This window comes from Enhydrobacter aerosaccus (assembly GCF_900167455.1).
In the GTDB taxonomy this organism is placed as follows: Bacteria; Pseudomonadota; Alphaproteobacteria; order Reyranellales; family Reyranellaceae; genus Reyranella; species Reyranella aerosaccus.
In genome coordinates this window covers 30,337-47,282 of record NZ_FUWJ01000002.1, presented here as the reverse complement: position 1 = coordinate 47,282, position 16,946 = coordinate 30,337, and the positions used below count along the sequence as shown (strand labels likewise).

At 65.4% G+C, this 16,946-nt stretch carries 16 protein-coding genes and 1 tRNA gene; 10 read left to right on the top strand and 7 right to left on the bottom strand.

Annotation, left to right across the window (positions count from 1 at the left end; all coding sequences use genetic code 11):
* The first annotated feature begins 197 nt into the window (after positions 1-197).
* Positions 198-728, top strand: a complete 531-nt coding sequence (locus B5D62_RS09540) for a flavin reductase family protein (protein WP_085933653.1) — start codon at positions 198-200, stop codon at positions 726-728.
* A gap of 8 nt (positions 729-736) precedes the next feature.
* On the opposite strand, the gene B5D62_RS09535 is transcribed toward B5D62_RS09540, so the two are convergent.
* From B5D62_RS09535 to B5D62_RS09515, 4 genes are all read right to left on the bottom strand, one after another.
* On the bottom strand, positions 737-2,302 hold the full coding sequence (locus tag B5D62_RS09535; RefSeq protein WP_085933652.1) for a glycosyltransferase family 39 protein: 1,566 nt from the start codon (positions 2,300-2,302) through the stop codon (positions 737-739).
* A gap of 19 nt (positions 2,303-2,321) precedes the next feature.
* Complete coding sequence (locus tag B5D62_RS09530; protein WP_085933651.1) at positions 2,322-3,569, bottom strand: cation:proton antiporter domain-containing protein; 1,248 nt, start codon at positions 3,567-3,569, stop codon at positions 2,322-2,324.
* 200 nt (positions 3,570-3,769) lie between these two features.
* Positions 3,770-3,845 (bottom strand) — tRNA-Ile (locus B5D62_RS09520).
* Positions 3,846-3,878: 33 nt separating this feature from the next.
* Positions 3,879-4,565 carry a response regulator gene (locus tag B5D62_RS09515; RefSeq protein WP_218191018.1) on the bottom strand — a complete coding sequence of 229 codons (687 nt, stop codon included), beginning with the start codon at positions 4,563-4,565 and terminating at the stop codon, positions 3,879-3,881.
* A gap of 178 nt (positions 4,566-4,743) precedes the next feature.
* Between B5D62_RS09515 and B5D62_RS09510 the strand changes: the two genes are divergently transcribed.
* Positions 4,744-6,903 carry a hybrid sensor histidine kinase/response regulator gene (locus B5D62_RS09510; protein WP_085933648.1) on the top strand — a complete coding sequence of 720 codons (2,160 nt, stop codon included), beginning with the start codon at positions 4,744-4,746 and terminating at the stop codon, positions 6,901-6,903.
* Entirely contained in the window at positions 6,900-7,229 is a 330-nt protein-coding gene (locus tag B5D62_RS09505) for an Hpt domain-containing protein (RefSeq protein ID WP_085933647.1), read from the top strand. The genes B5D62_RS09510 and B5D62_RS09505 overlap by 4 nt, the downstream gene beginning before the upstream one ends.
* Before the next feature lie 11 nt (positions 7,230-7,240).
* Here B5D62_RS09505 and B5D62_RS09500 read toward each other — a convergent pair whose 3' ends face one another.
* Positions 7,241-8,512, bottom strand: a complete 1,272-nt coding sequence (locus tag B5D62_RS09500) for an amidohydrolase family protein (RefSeq protein WP_170920855.1) — start codon at positions 8,510-8,512, stop codon at positions 7,241-7,243.
* 1 nt (position 8,513) lies between these two features.
* Complete coding sequence (locus B5D62_RS09495; RefSeq protein ID WP_085933645.1) at positions 8,514-9,470, bottom strand: LysR family transcriptional regulator; 957 nt, start codon at positions 9,468-9,470, stop codon at positions 8,514-8,516.
* 137 nt (positions 9,471-9,607) lie between these two features.
* Between B5D62_RS09495 and B5D62_RS09490 the strand changes: the two genes are divergently transcribed.
* Genes B5D62_RS09490 through B5D62_RS09460 form a run of 7 tightly spaced genes read left to right on the top strand, consistent with a single transcriptional unit; the run spans position 9,608 to position 15,989 of the window.
* Positions 9,608-10,642 (top strand): ABC transporter substrate-binding protein, encoded by a 1,035-nt coding sequence (locus B5D62_RS09490; protein WP_085933644.1) that lies wholly within the window; start codon positions 9,608-9,610, stop codon positions 10,640-10,642.
* A 9-nt stretch (positions 10,643-10,651) separates the two neighbouring features.
* Positions 10,652-11,458, top strand: a complete 807-nt coding sequence (locus B5D62_RS09485; protein ID WP_085933643.1) for an ABC transporter ATP-binding protein — start codon at positions 10,652-10,654, stop codon at positions 11,456-11,458.
* Positions 11,458-12,303, top strand: coding sequence for an ABC transporter permease (locus B5D62_RS09480; RefSeq protein WP_085933642.1), 846 nt, complete (start codon positions 11,458-11,460; stop codon positions 12,301-12,303). Before B5D62_RS09485 ends, B5D62_RS09480 begins: the two co-directional genes overlap by 1 nt.
* A 26-nt stretch (positions 12,304-12,329) precedes the next feature.
* Positions 12,330-13,685, top strand: coding sequence for an FAD-dependent oxidoreductase (locus B5D62_RS09475; RefSeq protein ID WP_085934698.1), 1,356 nt, complete (start codon positions 12,330-12,332; stop codon positions 13,683-13,685).
* The gene (locus B5D62_RS09470; protein ID WP_085933641.1) at positions 13,682-14,884 is read left to right on the top strand and encodes a CaiB/BaiF CoA transferase family protein; all 1,203 of its coding nucleotides are present in this window, start codon (positions 13,682-13,684) and stop codon (positions 14,882-14,884) included. Before B5D62_RS09475 ends, B5D62_RS09470 begins: the two co-directional genes overlap by 4 nt.
* The gene (locus tag B5D62_RS09465) at positions 14,881-15,657 is read left to right on the top strand and encodes an enoyl-CoA hydratase-related protein (RefSeq protein ID WP_085933640.1); all 777 of its coding nucleotides are present in this window, start codon (positions 14,881-14,883) and stop codon (positions 15,655-15,657) included. Before B5D62_RS09470 ends, B5D62_RS09465 begins: the two co-directional genes overlap by 4 nt.
* Positions 15,657-15,989, top strand: a complete 333-nt coding sequence (locus B5D62_RS09460; protein ID WP_085933639.1) for an indolepyruvate ferredoxin oxidoreductase subunit alpha — start codon at positions 15,657-15,659, stop codon at positions 15,987-15,989. Before B5D62_RS09465 ends, B5D62_RS09460 begins: the two co-directional genes overlap by 1 nt.
* 6 nt (positions 15,990-15,995) lie before the next feature.
* Here the strand turns inward: B5D62_RS09460 and B5D62_RS09455 are convergent, their stop codons facing one another.
* Complete coding sequence (locus B5D62_RS09455) at positions 15,996-16,904, bottom strand: PaaI family thioesterase (RefSeq protein WP_085933638.1); 909 nt, start codon at positions 16,902-16,904, stop codon at positions 15,996-15,998.
* Positions 16,905-16,946 lie beyond the last annotated feature (42 nt).

The following is a 16,946-nucleotide window of genomic DNA, read 5'->3' as shown; positions in this document are numbered from 1 at the left end:
GGCAGCACGGCGGTGGCCGAGGCGACCTCGGTCTACTTGCGCTACGAGGGCAACCTGTCGGGCCAGGACTCGACCCACGCCTTCACCGCCGGACTGCGCATGACCTGGTAGGACTTCAAACCGGCGGTCGCTTGTGTAAAGTGACGGATCGGCATCTCGAGGAGCCTGCGGCTTCTCGAGCAAGGGACGGCGGGGGAATGAAGACGCTCCCTGTCTCGGCAGTCTACAAGCTGATCGAACCGGGGCCGGTCGTCCTGCTGACGGCCGCATCGGCCGGCCGCGCCAATGTCATGACCATGTCGTGGCACATGATGGTGGAATTCGAGCCGCCGCTGATCGCCTGTGTCGTCAGCAGCGCCAACCATTCCTTCGCGGCCCTGAAGAAAACCCGGGAATGCGTGATCGCCATTCCCTCCGCGCGGCTGGCGTCCAAGGTGGTGAAGGTCGGCAATTGCTCCGGGCGCGACACCGACAAGTTCGCCCGGTTTGCGTTGACGCCGATGGCCGCGGAGCAGGTCGCTCCCCCGTTGATCGGCGAATGCTTCGCCAATCTCGAATGCCGGGTGGCGGATACGCGATCGGTCGCGCGGTACAACCTGTTCATCCTTGAGGTCGTCAAGGCTTGGACCGACTTCAAGGGCAAGCAGCCCAGGATGTTCCATCATCAGGGCTATGGTCGCTTCGCGGTCGACGGAACGACCATCCGGATTCCGTCGAAGATGCGATAGGCGGCAGGCTAACGCTTGAGGGTGACGATGTAGCCGTCCATGCCCGACTGGGCGACGATGATCGCCAGGTCCTGGGCCTTCGACGAGCGCCCCGTCACGGCCAGGATCCTTTGACCGATCTCCTCGGCCATGTCGCGGGTTACGCGGTGCACCAGCCAGGCGAGAACGGGACATCCCTGGCCGTCGATGCGCTGTCGAAACAGGAGCTTCCAATCCTCGGGCACGTTGTCGGAGAGAATGTCCTCGAGGTAGAGGGGCTGCGGATCGGCGAAACCCTGCAGGTATTTTGCGTAGGCGGCGCGCATGGGGATTTCCGCGTCGGGCGACCTGAACCAGCGGCGCTGCTCGGTGAGCACCACGGGAATGACTTCCCCGCGGCAGGACGGGATGGTCTTGATCACTGCGGCCGATTCGCGGAACGGCTCGCTGACGGGCGTCATGCGGTTGGCGGCCATGGTCAGAGCCATCCAGAGAGCCGTCGCCGACAGCGCGAGGTTGACCGGCCATCGGACGACCACAGGCGCGCCCTGCACGCTGCGATCGTAGCCGGCGGCGTAGAGGCCCCACAGGAACGGCGAACAGATCAGCAGGTAGCGCGCAACGAAATTCGGCGTTGCGACAAAGGAGGTCAGAATTCCGGCCGTCAGGACAAGAGCCGGTACTGCTGCGCACAGGACAAGATCGCTCCGGTCCGACATCCAGGTCCCCAGCGGCACGCGGCGGGGCATCCGCGACCGCCGTATCATGGCAAGGACAGCGGGAAGAAGGCAGAGGGCGAGCGCCAGCATAGCCTTGTGGGTGAGGGATAGTTGAAGGATGGCCGCGAACTGTTGCGTATACCAGTCCCAGTCATTGCCAATCCAGTTCGAGCCGGTCGAGGCATAGCTCATCCGGAAGATGACGAGGCTGACATACAGGCCGACGGCGAGCGTCAGGGCGCTCGCGAAGGCGATCGACGCCATCCGTTGTCCGGGCTTGTACAGGACGATCACGACAAGCACGGCCAGCGCTTCGTAGAAGAGGTAGAAATGAACGAAGGCGCCGAATGCCATCACGGCGAACAGAGCAACGGTCATGGCCGACATCCGTTCGCGCCGCATCGTTGCCAGTGCCAGCAGAAGCATGCCGGTACTGACAAGGAGGCCGAGGGCATAGAAACGGGCGTTCTGCGCCTGCCCGAACCAGAAGGACGAGGCCGTCGCCAGCGTGGCGGCGAAGAGCCGGGCCGGCAGGCTGAAGAACGATCGGCCGGCCACCATCATCAGCAATACTGCCGCCGACGCGCACAGGGCGCTGAACAGACGCAGGCCCACCTCGTCGTTGCCAAGCAACTGCACGACCGGCCACAGCAGAAGATAATAGAGCGGCGGGCCGATATCGTGCAGGGCGCGCGAGACCATACCCGCCAGGCCGCCGGCCGGGTCGACGATCCACGACGTGTAAAGTTCGTCCTGCCACAGGCCGCCCTTCGTCATGCCGACGAATGCCGCGCCGAGACCGATCATCGTTGCAGCAGCAAAGGCAGCAACGGCGACACCAAGGTCGGCTTTGTCGCGCAGGGCAAGCCTGTGCATCAGCAGGCCCCGATTGCGATCACGAGAGAGGCCGGGAGGGCGCGTAGGGCAAGGCCACCCGGGTGACCAGCGGCGACGTCATCATGGTCGTGATCAGCGCCATGATGACGAAGATGGTGAAGATCGTCGGTGAGATCACACCGAGCTTCAAGGCGACGTTCAGAATGATCAGCTCGGTCAATCCCCTGGTGTTCATCAGCCACCCCAGAGCCTGGGCCTCCTGCCTGGGAACGCCACCCAGACGGGCCGTGGCGTAGACGCCGACGAACTTGCCGGCGATCGCGACGCCCACGACGATCAGGCAGACCAGCCACAGGGACGGGCTGTCCAGCAGGCCGATCCGAGTGTTCAGCCCGCTATAGGCGAAGAAGATCGGCAGCAGGAAGGTCGAGACGAAGTTCTCGGTTTCCGCCTTCAACGTGGCGATTGCCTTCGATCCCTTCGGCATCACGGCACCGATGATGAAGCCGCCGAATATCACGTCGATGCCGATCCATTCGGTGAACAGGGCCGAGAAGGTCACGAGCACATAGAGGAAAGTGAACAGGGTTTTGTACTCGTGCCGGTCGATGCCGTATCGGCTCAGGAAGTACTTCAGCGCAGCGCGGCCTGCGGTGGCCATCACGACGGCATAGAGCCCGATGCCGACGATGGTGGGAAGCGCTGCGTCGATACTGTGGGTTTTCGTCATGGCGATCGCGATCGCCAGCAGGCACCAGGCCCCGAGATCGTCGATCGAGGCGCAGGCGAGGGCCAGCGTGCCCAGCGCGGTTCCACCGAGTTCCAGGTCGGTCAGGATGCGGGCCAGCACCGGGAAGGCGGTGATCGACATGGCCGCGCCGATGAACACGGCAAAGGACCCTCGTGCGACGCCGGGCAGGTCGTTGAGATCGTACAGGAGATGCAGCGCGAGGACGGCGCCCAGCAGCATGGGCAGCAGGATGCTGATCTGGGAGATCAGGAGCGACAGCTTGAATTTCGACTTCAGATGGTCGGGATCGACGCCAAGCCCGACCAGGAACATGAAGAAGATGAGCCCGATCTGGGCCAGCAGATAAAGGAACTTCTGCAGATCGGCCGGAAACAGAAGAGCGAACTCTGCCGGAGCGACCAGGCCGAACAGGGAAGGCCCCAGCATGATGCCGGCAATGATCTCACCGATCACCGGCGGCTGGTTCAATCGCTTGAAGAGAGCGCCCATCACCCGGGCCAGGCCGATGATGATCGAGATCTCCAGCAGAACCAGGATCAGTTGATGGTTGTTCATTGCCAGCGATATCCCCGTTGCGACGACCGTCGCGACTGGCATGCCCGATCAGACGGCGATCCTGATGTGCCAGATTTTGGCAGGGTGCGTGAGCGCCAAAGTGATCGGCTGGCGCCCGTTTCCGCGACCCGGAATGAAGGTCATGCGGGAGGCGTTCGAATGGTCCGCTCCTGACCGCGCCGGAGACAGTCGGGATCGGCTGGTAGGCCCGGCAGGATTCGAACCTGCGACATAACCGTTATGAGCGGCTCGTTCTAACCACTGAACTACGGGCCCCCGGCCGACCAGTCGGCGCGCCCGCTTCTACACTCATTCGGCGGGTGGAACGAACATATATCCGATGCCGCGCACGGTGCGAATGACCGTGGGCTTTTCGGGGGCCGGCTCGATCTTGCGGCGTATGCGGGTGATGCGCAGGTCGATGGCGCGGTCGAACGGGTCGCGGGAGCGATGGCTGGTCGTCTCCAGCAGCCAGTCGCGAGACAGGGGACGGTTCGGGTTCTCGGCGAAGATCTTGAGGATATCGAATTCCCCGGCAGTGACGGCCACTTCCTTACCGCCATCGTCTTCCAAGGTGCGCCGGGAGAGGTCGAGCGTGTGGTGGCCCATGCGGACCCGTTCGAGACGGGACGGGGTCGCCTTGTGGGAGGATCGGCGCAGCACGCTCTTGCACCGGGCGAGAAGCTCACGCGGCTCGTAGGGTTTGGCGACGTAATCGTCGGCGCCGCTCTCCAGGCCGAGCACCTTGTCGACCGCATCGCCGGAGGCGGTGAGCATGATGATGCCGACGCGGGTGCTGCTTTCCCGCAGCCAGCGGGCGAGCGCGAAGCCGTCATCCTGTCCCGGCAGTTGGACATCCAGAAGAACGAGATCCGGCATGGCGCGTGAAACTTGACGCCGCATCTGGGCACCGTTTTCGACCGCGATGACCCGCAGATCGTGATTCATAAGGTAGGTTTCGGCCGCCCTGCGCTGGAATGCATCGTCCTCGACCAACAAAACGGATGGCTGCTGCATGGCTTGACCCGGCAAATAGATGGTTCTTATGCCCAGAAAATACCAAGGTTTTGCAACAATTTATAGTCCATTCTTAATACTTTTGATACAGTAATGGGCGTTTTGGGTGTCCGTACAGCGAGATGTTGGTTTCTTCTGTTTCCGTGTCGCAACTTCCATGACGCTGGCCGTTGAACCGACGGTGCCGGCGGCGGTATCTCCGCTCGAGGTGGCGAACCCGGCGCGGCAGGAGGCTTTTGTCCGGGCGGAACTGATCCGGCGCCTCTTCGACGGCTCCAAGCAATCCCGGTACTTTTCTTTCGTGCTGTGGCCGGTGATCGCCGCCATCTATTGGCGGCAGGTCGATCTGATGGAGCTGGTGCCGCCCTTCGTGGCCCATCTGGCCGTGACGGTCGCGTTCGACGTGCTGCGCCGCAGCTTTGCCCAGGCCGACCCGCCGGATGACGAGGTGATCCGCTGGGGCTGGTGGTTCGCCGGGCTGTCCTTCCTGGCCGGTGCCTGCTGGGGCGTAGCCGGCTACATGCTCGCCTCCAAGGACTACGAGCTGCAGCGCATGCTGCTGGGCCTGGTGCTGCTGGCCACCATCACCACCGCCGTGCCGATCCGCTCGGCCCATCCGCCCACCTTCTATACCTTCGCCTTTGCCACCACGGCGCCGCTGTTGCTGGTGCTGCTCATATCGGCCGATCCGTTCTATCAACTCGTCGGCATCGCCGGCGGCGCCTATGTCGGCCATCTCATGGCCTATGTCCGGGACGTCCATCGGTGGCAGTACGACAATATCGCGCTGGCCTACCAGAAGGAGGAGCTGGCCCAGCGCCTGCAGCTTGCCTACGACGAGGAGCGGGCCGCCCGGGATGCCGCGCTGGCCGCCAAGGCGGAAGCGGAGAAGGCCAATCAGGCCAAGTCGATCTTTCTCGCCACCATGAGCCACGAAATCCGCACCCCCATGAACGGGGTGCTGGGCATGATCGATGTGCTGGATCGCACGCCGCTGCTGCACGAGCAGCGCGACGCGCTGGGCACCGTGCGCTATTCGGCATCGGCGCTGCTGCGGATCATCGACGATATCCTGGATTTCTCGAAGATCGAGGCCGGCCGGCTCGAACTCGAGCGGATCGAGGTCTCCACGGTCGAACTGATCGAGGGGGCGGCCGAGACGCTGGCCCCGCAGGCAGCCGCCAAGGGCGTCAAGCTCATCGCCTATGTGGCGGCCGGCGCGCCCGAGCGGGTTCTGGGCGATCCGCTTCGCCTGCAGCAGATCCTGTTCAATCTTCTCGGCAATGCGCTCAAATTCACCGAGAAGGGATCGGTTCGCCTGACCCTCGAGCGCGCGGATGATGGCCTGCTTTGCATCCGCGTCGTCGATACCGGCATCGGCCTGACCGCCGAGCAGCGCGAGAAGCTGTTCCAGCCCTTCGTGCAGGCGGACAACTCGACGACGCGGCGCTTCGGCGGCACCGGTCTGGGACTGTCGATCGTGCAGCGCCTGGCCGAGGCGATGGACGGCTCGGTCTCCGTGGACAGCACGCCCGGCGTCGGCTCGGTCTTTACCGTCGCCGTACGGCTTCAGGAACTGCCGCCTCCGCCCGTGCCGCTGCTGCTGGACGGCTTGATCCTCGCGCTCTCCCTGCCCGACGCCGAGGAATCACGGGCCGTCGCGCGCTATCTGTCGACCGCCGGCGCTCGCGTCGCCGTTGCGCCGGTTGGGACCCCGTTCCTGGGCATTCGGCTGATCGAGCCGGGGGCGCCGGAGAGGCGTGTGACGCTGCATGATGGATCCGTCGCGGGGGCCTCGCCGCTGCTGGGCCTGTCCCGGCCCTGGCGTCGCGACACCTTGATCCGCGCCGTTGCGCGTGCGGCCGGTCGCGCCCCCACGCTGGCGACCAGTGGCGGCGCGACGTCGGCGGGCGAGCGGATCGGCGGTCATGTCCTGGTCGTCGACGACAATTCGGTCAACCGCAAGATACTGGCGCGACAGCTCGAACTGGCCGGCGTCTCGACCGACGCCGCAGCCGGTGGCGAGGAGGCGCTCGATCTCTGGCGCCAGCGCCGTTACGACCTGGTCCTGGCCGATCTGCAGATGCCCACCATGGACGGCTTCGAACTGGCGCGTCGCATTCGCCAGGGCGAAATGGCGGATCGTCGGGCACGCACGCCGATCCTGGCGGTGACGGCGAGTGCGCTCGAGGACCAGGAACAGAAGTTGCGGACCGTCGGCATGGACGGGCTGCTGACCAAACCCATCGGCATCGAGCAGTTGCGGGCGACGCTCGATGTCTGGCTCAAGGATGCCCGGGCGGAGCCCACATCATGACTGAAGCGTACGATCGCGCGAAGCTGATCGAGCTGTTCGGCGACGATCCAGGAACATTGGCCGAGGTCGAGCGTGAATTCTTCGACACGGCGCGCGGCGCGGCGAGCGAGATCGCCGCGACCGACGACTGCACGGCCATCGCGCGCGCGGCTCACCGGCTGAAGGGCGCCTCGGGCATGATCGGTGCCGCGGCTCTGCGTCAGATCGCCGAGGCCGTCGAGCGCGCCGCCAAGGCGCATGACCTGACGACGGTGCGCCGCATGCACGATCTTTTCCGCGACGAAGTCGGGCGCGTCGCTCTCCAGGCCGGAGTGGCGGCGGAGTAGGCGCGGGTCCGTCAGCCGGCCGCGCCAAGGTGTCTGCTGGCTCGGGCGAGGATCGCCTCGTCGTCGCGCACCAGCTTGCCGTTCCTGACCAGCAGTTCGCCGTCCACCATGACGTCGCGCACCGATCGGGGGCTGATCGAATAGATCAGATTGGAGGCGAGATCGTGGGCCGGGTTCGCCTCCAGCCTGGCGAGGTCGAAGATGGCGAGATCGGCGTGCTTGCCGGGTTCGATGCTGCCGGTCTGCCGCTCGATCCCCAGGACGCGGGCGCCGTCGATCGTCAGCATGCGCATCATCTGGCGCACGCCGAGCACCGTCGGATCGTCGGCGCGCATCTTGCCCACCAGGGCCGCCAATCGCGCCTCGGCGAGGAGGTCCATGCTGTTGTTGGTCACGGTCCAGTCGGTACCGAGCCCGATCGGCACGCGGCCGGCGAGGCGGGCGAGCGGCAGCGTGCGCGCCTCGATCTTGAGGTTGCTGGCCGGACAGTGGGCGATCGGAATGCCGTAAGTCGGCCAGGCATCGATTTCCGCTTCGGACAGGTAGAGCGCATGCGCTGCGACGGTGTTGGCCGTGGCCAGGCCGGAGGCTGCAAGGCAGGCCAAAGCCCCGGCATGGCCGCGGGCCTGAACGGCAGCCACCTCGGGTTCGCTTTGCGCGACATGGATGAAGACGCGGGCGCCGGTGCGCTCGGCGCGGCGCGCGCACTCCTTCAGCAACGCATCCGAACAGGTGTCTAGGGCGTGCGGGGCGATGCCGGCAGAAACGCGGGCTCGAGGATCGGTGCCGTAACGTTCCAGCAGGCCCTCGACCGTACGCCAGTCGGCGGGCACGCGGTTGTCGGTGATCGTATGGCCGACGACGGCGCGGATGCCGGTCTGCTCGACGACCGGCGCGATATGCTGCATGTCGCCCAGCCGGTCGGCAATGCAGGTGATGCCGTTCAGCAGGAATTCCGAGCACGCGGCCCGCACCGATGTCTTGTAGTGGTCGAGCGTGAAGGTCTCCTGTCCCGGTACCGCGTAGCCTTCCCAGAAGCTGCGTGGACGATCGTCTGCCAGGCCGCGAAAGAAGGCGGTCGCCGCATGGGTGTGAACATTGACGAGACCAGGCGTCACCAGTGCCTCGCTGGCGTCGATGACCTGATCGGCCGGCTGGGCCAGCGTGCCGGCGGCGCCGATGGCGGCGATCCGGGCGCCCTCGATGCGAATGTCGGCGGCCGGCAGGAATTCATCGGCGGCGTTGACGGTCAGGACCGCACCGCCCGCGAGCACGATCGCCACGTTACCGCCTCCGGCCGCGCGCCGCGCGGCGCTTCGCGGCCGGACGGGGAGCGGCGAGCACGCTTCCAAAGGCGCGCAATTGTTCGCTGATATGGTCGATCATCAGGCGGGCTGGCATCGACAGCCGCCGATAGCGCGGCACGAGGATGCCGATGCGACTTTGCGCCAGGCCGGGTTCGGCCAGCGGGACATGAATCAGCTCGCCGCGGCGGATCTCCTCGAGAAAGCCGATGGGCGTGAAGAAGCCGATGCCCAACCCCGATTTGATCACCTGTCGCATGAACTCGATCGAATTGGAGACGATGCGGGGCGTGAGCCGCGCGCCGGAATCGGCGAACTCCGTCGCCATGATGGCATCGAGCAGCCAGCGGTCCTGCAGCATCACGACAGGATAGCCGACGCATTCGGTGAGGGTCAGGCTCTTGTGCCTGGCGAGCGGGTGATCGGGACGCATCAGCGCGCCGACCGCAGTCGGGAATTCGGCCACGACATCGACGCCGCGATGGCGATTGTCGACGAACAGCACGCCGAAATCGTTGTCGCCGGAGCGCAACGCCTCGCTGATCTCGCTGGGATGGACGGAGAGTACCGTGAAGGTGACCTTGGGATGCTTGGCGGCCATCTCCTCGACGAGCTGGGGCAGGAAGCGTACCAGCAGCGATTCGAGCGAGATGATGCGGACGTCGCCGCTGACGATGCCACCCAGGCTGGCGATTTCGGCGCGCGTTCGCTGATATTCGTTCTGCGTTTCGCGAACATGGCGCAGCAGCAGTTCGCCGGCCGGTGTCGGGCGCACGCCGCTTCGGCCGCGCTCGAACAAAGCCACGCCCATCTCGTCCTCCAGCCGCAGGATCTGGCGATTGACAGCCGAGGAGGCGATGCTCAGCGCATCTGCCGCCTTGCGGATCGAGCCGTGACGGGCGACATGGTCGAAATAGCGCAGCACCGCCGCGTGCATGAGGTTTGTCTCCCTGCGGAGGCGATGCCGAAATGGCAGCGCGCCGCGCGAATTTATGTTCTTTTCTAGAGCACCCCCAGTCAATAGCGTTGGCTGTACAGCGCTCGAGCATCGCCGTCGACGGAGGGGAAGTCGTCATGCGCCAAATCAGCAGGATCGGCCGCCGCAGACTTCTGGGCTCGGCCGCTGCCGCAACCGGTTTCGCGGCCGCGGGGCTTCTGCCGTCCGGAGGCTTCGCCCAAGGCAAGACCCAGACGGTCAACCTGCAACTCGGCTGGCTCGCCGGCAACAATCAGGTCGGCGAGGTCGCGGCGAAGTACCTGGGCTATTATGAGGAGGAGAAGCTCAATCTCGTCATCCAGCCTGGTGGTCCCAGCATCGATGGCGTGGCGATCGTCGCGTCCGGCCGTCACGAGATCGGCCAGGTCTCTTCGAGCCCCTCCCTGATGCTGGCGGCATCCCAGAAGATCCCCGTGACATGCTTCGCGACCGGGCTGCAACGGCATCCCTATGCCTATTTCTCGCTGCCCAAGAAGCCGGTCCGCGTGCCGCGTGACCTGATCGGCAAGAAGGTCGGCGTCCAGGCAACCGCCAGGATCCTGCTGAATGCCCTGATGAAGAAGCATGGCATCGCCGAGAAGGATGTCGAGGTCGTCATCATCGGGTCGGAGATGACGCCGATCCTGACCGGCCAGACCGATGTGGTGAGCGGCTGGATCACCAACACCACGACGTTGAAGCCGCTTGGCCCCGACCGGATCGATCTCAGCCTGTGGGACGCGGGTGTGCGGCTGTACGCGCTGCCCTATTACGCCACGAAGGACACGATCGAGAAGAAGGCCGACATGCTGGCCGCCTATGTCAGGGCCACTTCGCGAGGCTGGGAATACACTCTCAAGAACCCGGAGAAGGCGGTGGACTTCCTGGTCAAGGATTATCCCAATCTCAAGCGCGACGACGAGATCGAAGGCACCAAGGTGCTGCTGACCTTTGCCTTCAACGCCAATACTCGGGCCAATGGCTGGGGCGCATTCGATCCCGAAATCTGGCAGGAGCAGATCAATCTCTACAACGAGCTTAAGCAGTTCTCGGCCGGTGCGCCCAAGCTCGAGGATGTGATCACCACCAAGATCCTCGATGCTACCAAGGCCCAGCGCGCCAAGATCGGCTGAGCGGTCGCGATGACGGCCTCTCTCGCCCGTCAGCCTTCCCGGCCGACCGACAGCATCGACGCCGTCCGCTGCGAACGGATCACCGTGCGTTTCACCACCGAGCGCGGCACGGTCACGGCACTCGAGAACATCGATCTCACGATCCCGGGCGGTAGTTTCCTCACGCTGCTGGGTCCGTCCGGCTGCGGCAAGTCGACCTTGCTGCGCGTCATGGCCGACCTGATCGAACCGACCGCCGGCAAGATCTCCGTGCTTGGTGACGTGCCGGCCCGGGCGCGGCGCAATCGGGAGATCGGCTTCGTCTTTCAGGATGCGGCCTTGCTGCCCTGGCGCAATGTGCTCGACAACGTGACGCTGCCGCTCCAGGTCGGCGGCGGGAAGGCCCTGCCCGGTGCCCGATCGCCAAGCGACCTGCTGAGTCTGGTCGGGCTTTCGGGCTGGGAGACGGCCTATCCGCACGAACTGTCCGGCGGCATGCGCCAGCGCGTGGCGATCGCTCGCGCGCTGGTGTCGGGGCCGCGGCTTCTGCTGATGGACGAACCATTCGGAGCGCTCGACGAGATCACGCGCGATCGGCTGAACGAGGAGCTGCTGCAGGTCTGGGAATCGACCGGAACGACGATCGTGTTCGTGACCCATTCGATCTACGAGGCCGCCTTTCTCGGCCAGAAGGTGCTTTTGCTGGCCGCGCGACCTGGCCGGGTACGCGAACTCGTACCGGTGCCTCTGCCGACGCCGCGCCGACTGCCGCTGCGCGAGACGCCAGAGTTCGTGGCTCTCGCCGGCCGCCTGCGCCGGGTGCTGGAGACCTGCTGATGGTGAACCAGGCTGAACCCTTGGCCATGGCTGGCGCATTCGTGGAGGATGCCGAGGCGCAGGCGCGCTTCCTGGCCCGCAAGCGCTATCTCGCCTGGCGCCGTCGCCTGCTGCCGGTCGCCGCCGTGCTTCTGTTCCTGCTGCTCTGGTGGCAGGCCGTCGAACGCTTCGACATAAAGCCGTTCATTGCGCCGTCACCGGTGGCCGTCGCCCATGTGCTGGCCGAGCGTTTCGACATCCTGATGGCCAATCTGGTCCCGACCGCGATCGAGGCCGTGCTGGGTTTCGTGCTCGGCAACTTCGCCGCCATGAGCCTCGCCACCGCCTTCGTCTGGCGCAAGACGATGGAGGAGGCGCTGTTTCCCATTGCCGTGATGGTGAACACCATTCCGGTCGTCGCCAAGGCGCCGATCCTGGTGCTGCTGCTGGGCAACGGCATGGAACCCAAGATCGCCATCGCTGCCATCATCTGCTTCTTTCCGACGCTGGTGAACATGACCCGCGGCCTGCGCGATGTCCGGCCCGAGCAGCTCGAATTGATGCGGGTCCTGTCGGCGACGTCATGGGAAGTGTTCTGGCGCATCCGCGTGCCCAACGCGCTGCCCTATCTTTTCTCGGCGCTCAAGATCGCTGCCTCCACGGCCGTGATCGGGGCCATCGTCGGCGAATGGATCGGCTCGACACAGGGTATCGGCGCCTTGATCATCCAGTCGACCTACAATTTCGATTCACCGCTGCTCTACGCGACGATCGTCGTCGGCTCGACTTTCTCGGCGCTGTTCTTCGGCGTCATCTCGATCGCTGAGCGATACATGCTGCGCTGGAACGTGACGCACAACGCCTGATCGTTCGAGTCCAAGGAGTGATGTCCATGACTGAAACGCCTCAATTCGTGGCCGACCCGGGCGGCCGTGTGCCGGTCGCGGCCTCCGCCGATCTTGTCGTGGTCGGCGGCGGACCGGCCGGCATTGCCGCGGCGCTCGCCGGCGCGCGCAACGGTCTCTCGGTCACCCTGCTGGAGCGCTATCCGTATCTCGGCGGCCTGGCCTCGGGCGGCATGGTCCTGGTGCTCGACGACATGTGCAACGGGTCGGAGATCGCCGTGCGCGGCCTCTGCGCCGACCTGATCGGGCGCATGGAGCGGATGGGCCTCGCCGTGACTCCGCCGGAGGGCGATCGCCGCTCGGACCCCGAGATGTGGCGCAAATGGTCGCGCTGGGGCGTGTTCGACTTCACCTCGCATCTCAAGCCGCAACCGATCGTCTATGCGGCGGCTTTCGATCCCGACGGCTTCAAGCGCGCCGCCAATGACATGGTCGGCGAGGCCGGCATCAACCTGCGCCTGCATAGCTGGTTCAGCCGCGCCATCGTCGAGGAGGGCGCGATCAGGGGGGTGATTTGCGAGAGCAAGGAAGGGCGCCAGGCTATCCTCGGCAAGATCGTGGTGGATGCCACAGGCGATCTCGACGTCGCGGCGTCGGCTGGCGCTCCGTTCATCGAGGGCGCCTACATCGTCACGACGGTATTCCGTCTCGGCGGCGTGCACGTCGAAGAGGCCGAGCAGTTCGAATACGAGGAGCCCGAGGCGTTCAAGGCGATCGACCGCGAGGCCAAGCGCATCATCGGCGGATCGTGGGACAAGTGGTGGCTGAAGACGCCCTTGCCCGGCGTGGTGTGGTGCAACTGCCCGCACATGGCGAACTACGATGGGCTCAAGGTCAGCGACCTGACGCGGGCCGATATCGAGGGGCGCAAGCGTATTGCAGCCCTGGTCGAGTATCTGCACGCGGCGATGCCGGGCTTTTGCGACTGCTACGTGGTCGACGTCGCCCCCCAGCTCGGCATTCGTCAGACGCGGCTGTTGGAGGGGCTCTACGTCGTGACCAAGGAGGATGTGAGCGAGCGCCGGCATTTCGCCGATTCCGTTGCGCGCGGCCGAGACTATTACACGCCCTACCGCGCGCTCCTGCCACGCAACATCCAGGGCCTGATCGTCGCCGGACGTCATTATTCGGCGACATCCTCGGCACAGCGCATGTCGCGCGAGATCCCGCCCTGCATGGCGATGGGCGAGGCGGCGGGCGAGGCAGCAGCGCTCGCTCTCGAAGGCGGAGTCGCACTCGATCGCGTCGATGTCGGCAAGCTGCAGTCACGATTGCGCGTTCGGGGTGCCGATCCCGGCGACCGGCCCGCTCCCAACGCCACGGTGCTGAGGGCCGCGGAATGAGTGCCGACGGCAAGCAACCTCTCTCGGGCGTGAAGGTGCTCGACTTCACCCAGGTCATGATGGGGCCCTGCGCCACCCAGATGCTGGCCGACTACGGGGCCGACGTGATCAAGATCGAGCGGCCCGGCGCCGGCGATCTGTCGCGCACATCGCTCGCGGACGATCCGGACGGCTTGAACAATCCGGTGTTCCGCAGCCTCAACCGCAACAAACGATCGATCGCGCTCGATCTGCGCGGCGACGCCGGCAAGGCTGTCGTCTACGACCTTGTGAAGACCGCCGACGTGGTGGTGAACAATTTCCGCGCCGGGGTCATGGATCGCATGGGCTTCGGCTATGAGACGCTCAGCAGGATCAACCCGCGCATCATCTGCGCCTTCGGTTCGGGCTTCGGCCAGAGCGGACCGCTGTCGCACAAGGGCGGCCAGGACATTCTCGCCCAGGCTTTGAGCGGCGTGATGGCGCGCAAGCCCGACAAGGCCCTGCCGACCACCCTCTATTCGACCGCGCTCGCCGACTATTCTGCCGGCATGCATCTGGTGCAGGGAATTCTGCTGGCCCTGATGCAGCGCGAGAAGACCGGCCGGGGGCAGGCGCTGTCGGTCTCGCTCTACGACTCCATGCTCGCCATGCAGATGCAGGAGGCGGCTATGTGGCTGCAGCGCCGGCGCGACCTTAACTGGGGATCGTTCCCGCTGACCGGCGTGTTCGCTACGACGGATGGGGCACTGGTGATCGTGGGCGCCTTCAAGATGAACCCGCTGCAGGACATCTGCCGCGCGCTCGGCCTGGCCGATCTGTCGGCCGATCCGAATTATGCGACCTTTGCCAAGCAGATGGAAAACAAGGCCGAGCTGCATCGGCTGTTCCGCGGCAAGCTTTCGACCAACACGACCGCTCACTGGCTGGCCCGCCTCGAGGAGCAGGATCTGCTTTGTGCGCCGGTTCAGACGCTGGGCGAGGCGCTGGCCTCGGAGCAGACCGCCGTCAACAAGATGGTGGTGACGCTGGACGCCGATGGCGACGGTCGCAACGAGCCGCTGAAGCTGGTTGGGTCGCCGATCACCATGGAATCGTCGGCCTTCCGTCTGCGCCACGTGCCGCCGTCGCTCGGCGAGCACGGCACCGAGATTCTGAGCGAGCTCGGCTACGCCCCGGACCGCATTGCCGAGTTGCGCGCCGCCAAGGTGTTCTCATGAGCATCCGCTTCACGATCGAGAACCACGTCGCGCATGTGACGATCGACCGGCCGGATCGCATGAATGCGATCGACGAAGCCTCGGAAGCAGAGCTGATGCGCATCTGGGTGGCGATCGAGAAGGACTCCGAGGTGCGTTGCGTCGTGCTGACGGGAGCCGGCGAACGCGCCTTCTGCACCGGCGCCGACATGAAGCAGAGCGGCAACAAGACCGGACTGGAATATTGGGCCTCGGCGCGGCCGGGCGGTTTCGGTGGCCTGTCGCTGCGCGAGACGCTGGACGTGCCGGTGATCGCGCGTGTGAACGGTCATGCGCTGGGGGGCGGCATGGAGATGGTGCTGGGCTGCGATATCGTTGTCGCAGCCGAGAATGCGACCTTCGGCCTGCCCGAACCGCGCGTCGGCCGTATGGCGCTGGATGGTGGCATCGCCCAGCTGCCGCGCCGGATTCCGCATGTTCTGGCGATGGGCATGCTGCTGACCGGGCGACGCGTGCCTGCTGCCGAAGCGTTCCGTTTCGGCCTGGTGAACGAGGTGGTGCCGCAGGCCGGTCTGGATGCGGCGGTCGAGAAATGGGTCGCCGATGTGCTGGCCTGTGCGCCTCTGTCGGTGAAAGCGGTGAAGCAGATGGTGCGCCGCGGAGCCGGCCTGTCGCCGCAGGAAGCGCAGATGCTGCGGCTGCCGGCGCTGATCGCCGCCCTGCAATCGACCGACCAGGACGAGGGCGTGAGAGCTTTCGTGGAGAAGCGCGCGCCGCAATGGCAGGGACGGTAATGGCCTACGTCATCACTTCGACCTGCATCGACGTGAAGGATGGCATTTGTCAAAAAGTCTGCCCGGTCGAATGCATCTACGAGGGCGGGCGTATGATGTACATTCAGCCGGACGAGTGCATCAATTGCGCTATCTGCGTCTCGGTCTGTCCGGTGCAGGCGATCTTTGAAGATGCCGACGTACCCGCCGCCGAGCACGCCTTCATCGCGGCCAACGCCGAGTTCTTCAGTCCAACGGTGACCGGATGGGGCGCTCCCGGCGGCGCCGATCGCGCCCATGTCAGCCGGGTCGATGCGCCGCTGGTGCGTGACTTCTCCGTGCCGAAGGCGTGATCGTCCTTACTGCCGTGGCCTCAGCAGGATCGTGGCGGAATAGGAAAGGAGCGGCTGCCCGTTTTGCTCGAGAAGACCGCGCAGGAAGGCGAGCGACTTGCCGTGTCGTGGAATCTCCACACGCGTGCTGATGGGCGATTGGGCGTTGCCAGCAGAGAGGAACTCGGCGGCAAAGGAGACGGTGGTCGGCGCCATTCCGGTTGCGAGGCCGGCCGCGCGTGTCACCGCCGAATCGGCAAAGCTCATCATGTAGCCGCCATGGAGCGCGCCTCCGGAGTTGCACATATGCGGCAGCGTTGGCTGGATCAACGAGGCTCCATCCATTTCCGGGCGTGCATAGGAAGGGCCGATATGACGCGAGTAGACGCTGGCATTGGCGAGGAGCTCGAAGTCGGCCGGCACGGTCTGCGCGACCGGCGGAGGGGGTGAGGCCTCGGAGTCGGCTTTGCGCGCCATCGCCTTGTCCCGCGCGATGTGCCGGCATACGCCGGACCACAGGGCGACGATCCGGCCCTCCTGGGTGATGCGTCCGCGAGCGAAGGCAAGGCGTCCCGTCACCTGCAAGGGCTCGCCGCTCGCCTCCAGCGGTGGCCCGATGCGGCCGGCACTCACGAATTCGACCGCGATGCTCACGGTGAGGGCGAACGAACCGTTCGTGCCGCCATCGGCAGCGCGGCCGGCGATGACGCACAAGGCATAGTCGGCGAAGGTCAGGATCGCTCCGCCATGCACGCCGCCGGCATAGTTGGCCTGTCGCGGCGTCGTCGGTAGCAGGCAGCGGATGCTGTCCTTTCGACGCGTATCGCCATCGATGAGAAAGTAGAAGGGGCCGGTGTGATCCTCGAAGGGATCGGAGGGCACGAATACAGAGTAGCGGCTGAGATCGATCGCCGCCTGGGTCGAACTGTCGGGCATTCCGTTGGACTCTTGTCGAACGTCGGGACCAGACCCTATTAG

Coding starts and splice junctions, on each gene's coding strand:
- B5D62_RS09540 (WP_085933653.1), top strand. CDS start 198: ATGAAGACGCTCCCTGTCTCGGCAGTCTACAAGCTGATCGAACCGGGG.
- B5D62_RS09535 (WP_085933652.1), bottom strand. CDS start 2,302: ATGCACAGGCTTGCCCTGCGCGACAAAGCCGACCTTGGTGTCGCCGTT.
- B5D62_RS09530 (WP_085933651.1), bottom strand. CDS start 3,569: ATGAACAACCATCAACTGATCCTGGTTCTGCTGGAGATCTCGATCATC.
- B5D62_RS09510 (WP_085933648.1), top strand. CDS start 4,744: ATGACGCTGGCCGTTGAACCGACGGTGCCGGCGGCGGTATCTCCGCTC.
- B5D62_RS09505 (WP_085933647.1), top strand. CDS start 6,900: ATGACTGAAGCGTACGATCGCGCGAAGCTGATCGAGCTGTTCGGCGAC.
- B5D62_RS09495 (WP_085933645.1), bottom strand. CDS start 9,470: ATGCACGCGGCGGTGCTGCGCTATTTCGACCATGTCGCCCGTCACGGC.
- B5D62_RS09490 (WP_085933644.1), top strand. CDS start 9,608: ATGCGCCAAATCAGCAGGATCGGCCGCCGCAGACTTCTGGGCTCGGCC.
- B5D62_RS09485 (WP_085933643.1), top strand. CDS start 10,652: ATGACGGCCTCTCTCGCCCGTCAGCCTTCCCGGCCGACCGACAGCATC.
- B5D62_RS09480 (WP_085933642.1), top strand. CDS start 11,458: ATGGTGAACCAGGCTGAACCCTTGGCCATGGCTGGCGCATTCGTGGAG.
- B5D62_RS09475 (WP_085934698.1), top strand. CDS start 12,330: ATGACTGAAACGCCTCAATTCGTGGCCGACCCGGGCGGCCGTGTGCCG.
- B5D62_RS09470 (WP_085933641.1), top strand. CDS start 13,682: ATGAGTGCCGACGGCAAGCAACCTCTCTCGGGCGTGAAGGTGCTCGAC.
- B5D62_RS09465 (WP_085933640.1), top strand. CDS start 14,881: ATGAGCATCCGCTTCACGATCGAGAACCACGTCGCGCATGTGACGATC.
- B5D62_RS09460 (WP_085933639.1), top strand. CDS start 15,657: ATGGCCTACGTCATCACTTCGACCTGCATCGACGTGAAGGATGGCATT.
- B5D62_RS09455 (WP_085933638.1), bottom strand. CDS start 16,904: ATGCCCGACAGTTCGACCCAGGCGGCGATCGATCTCAGCCGCTACTCT.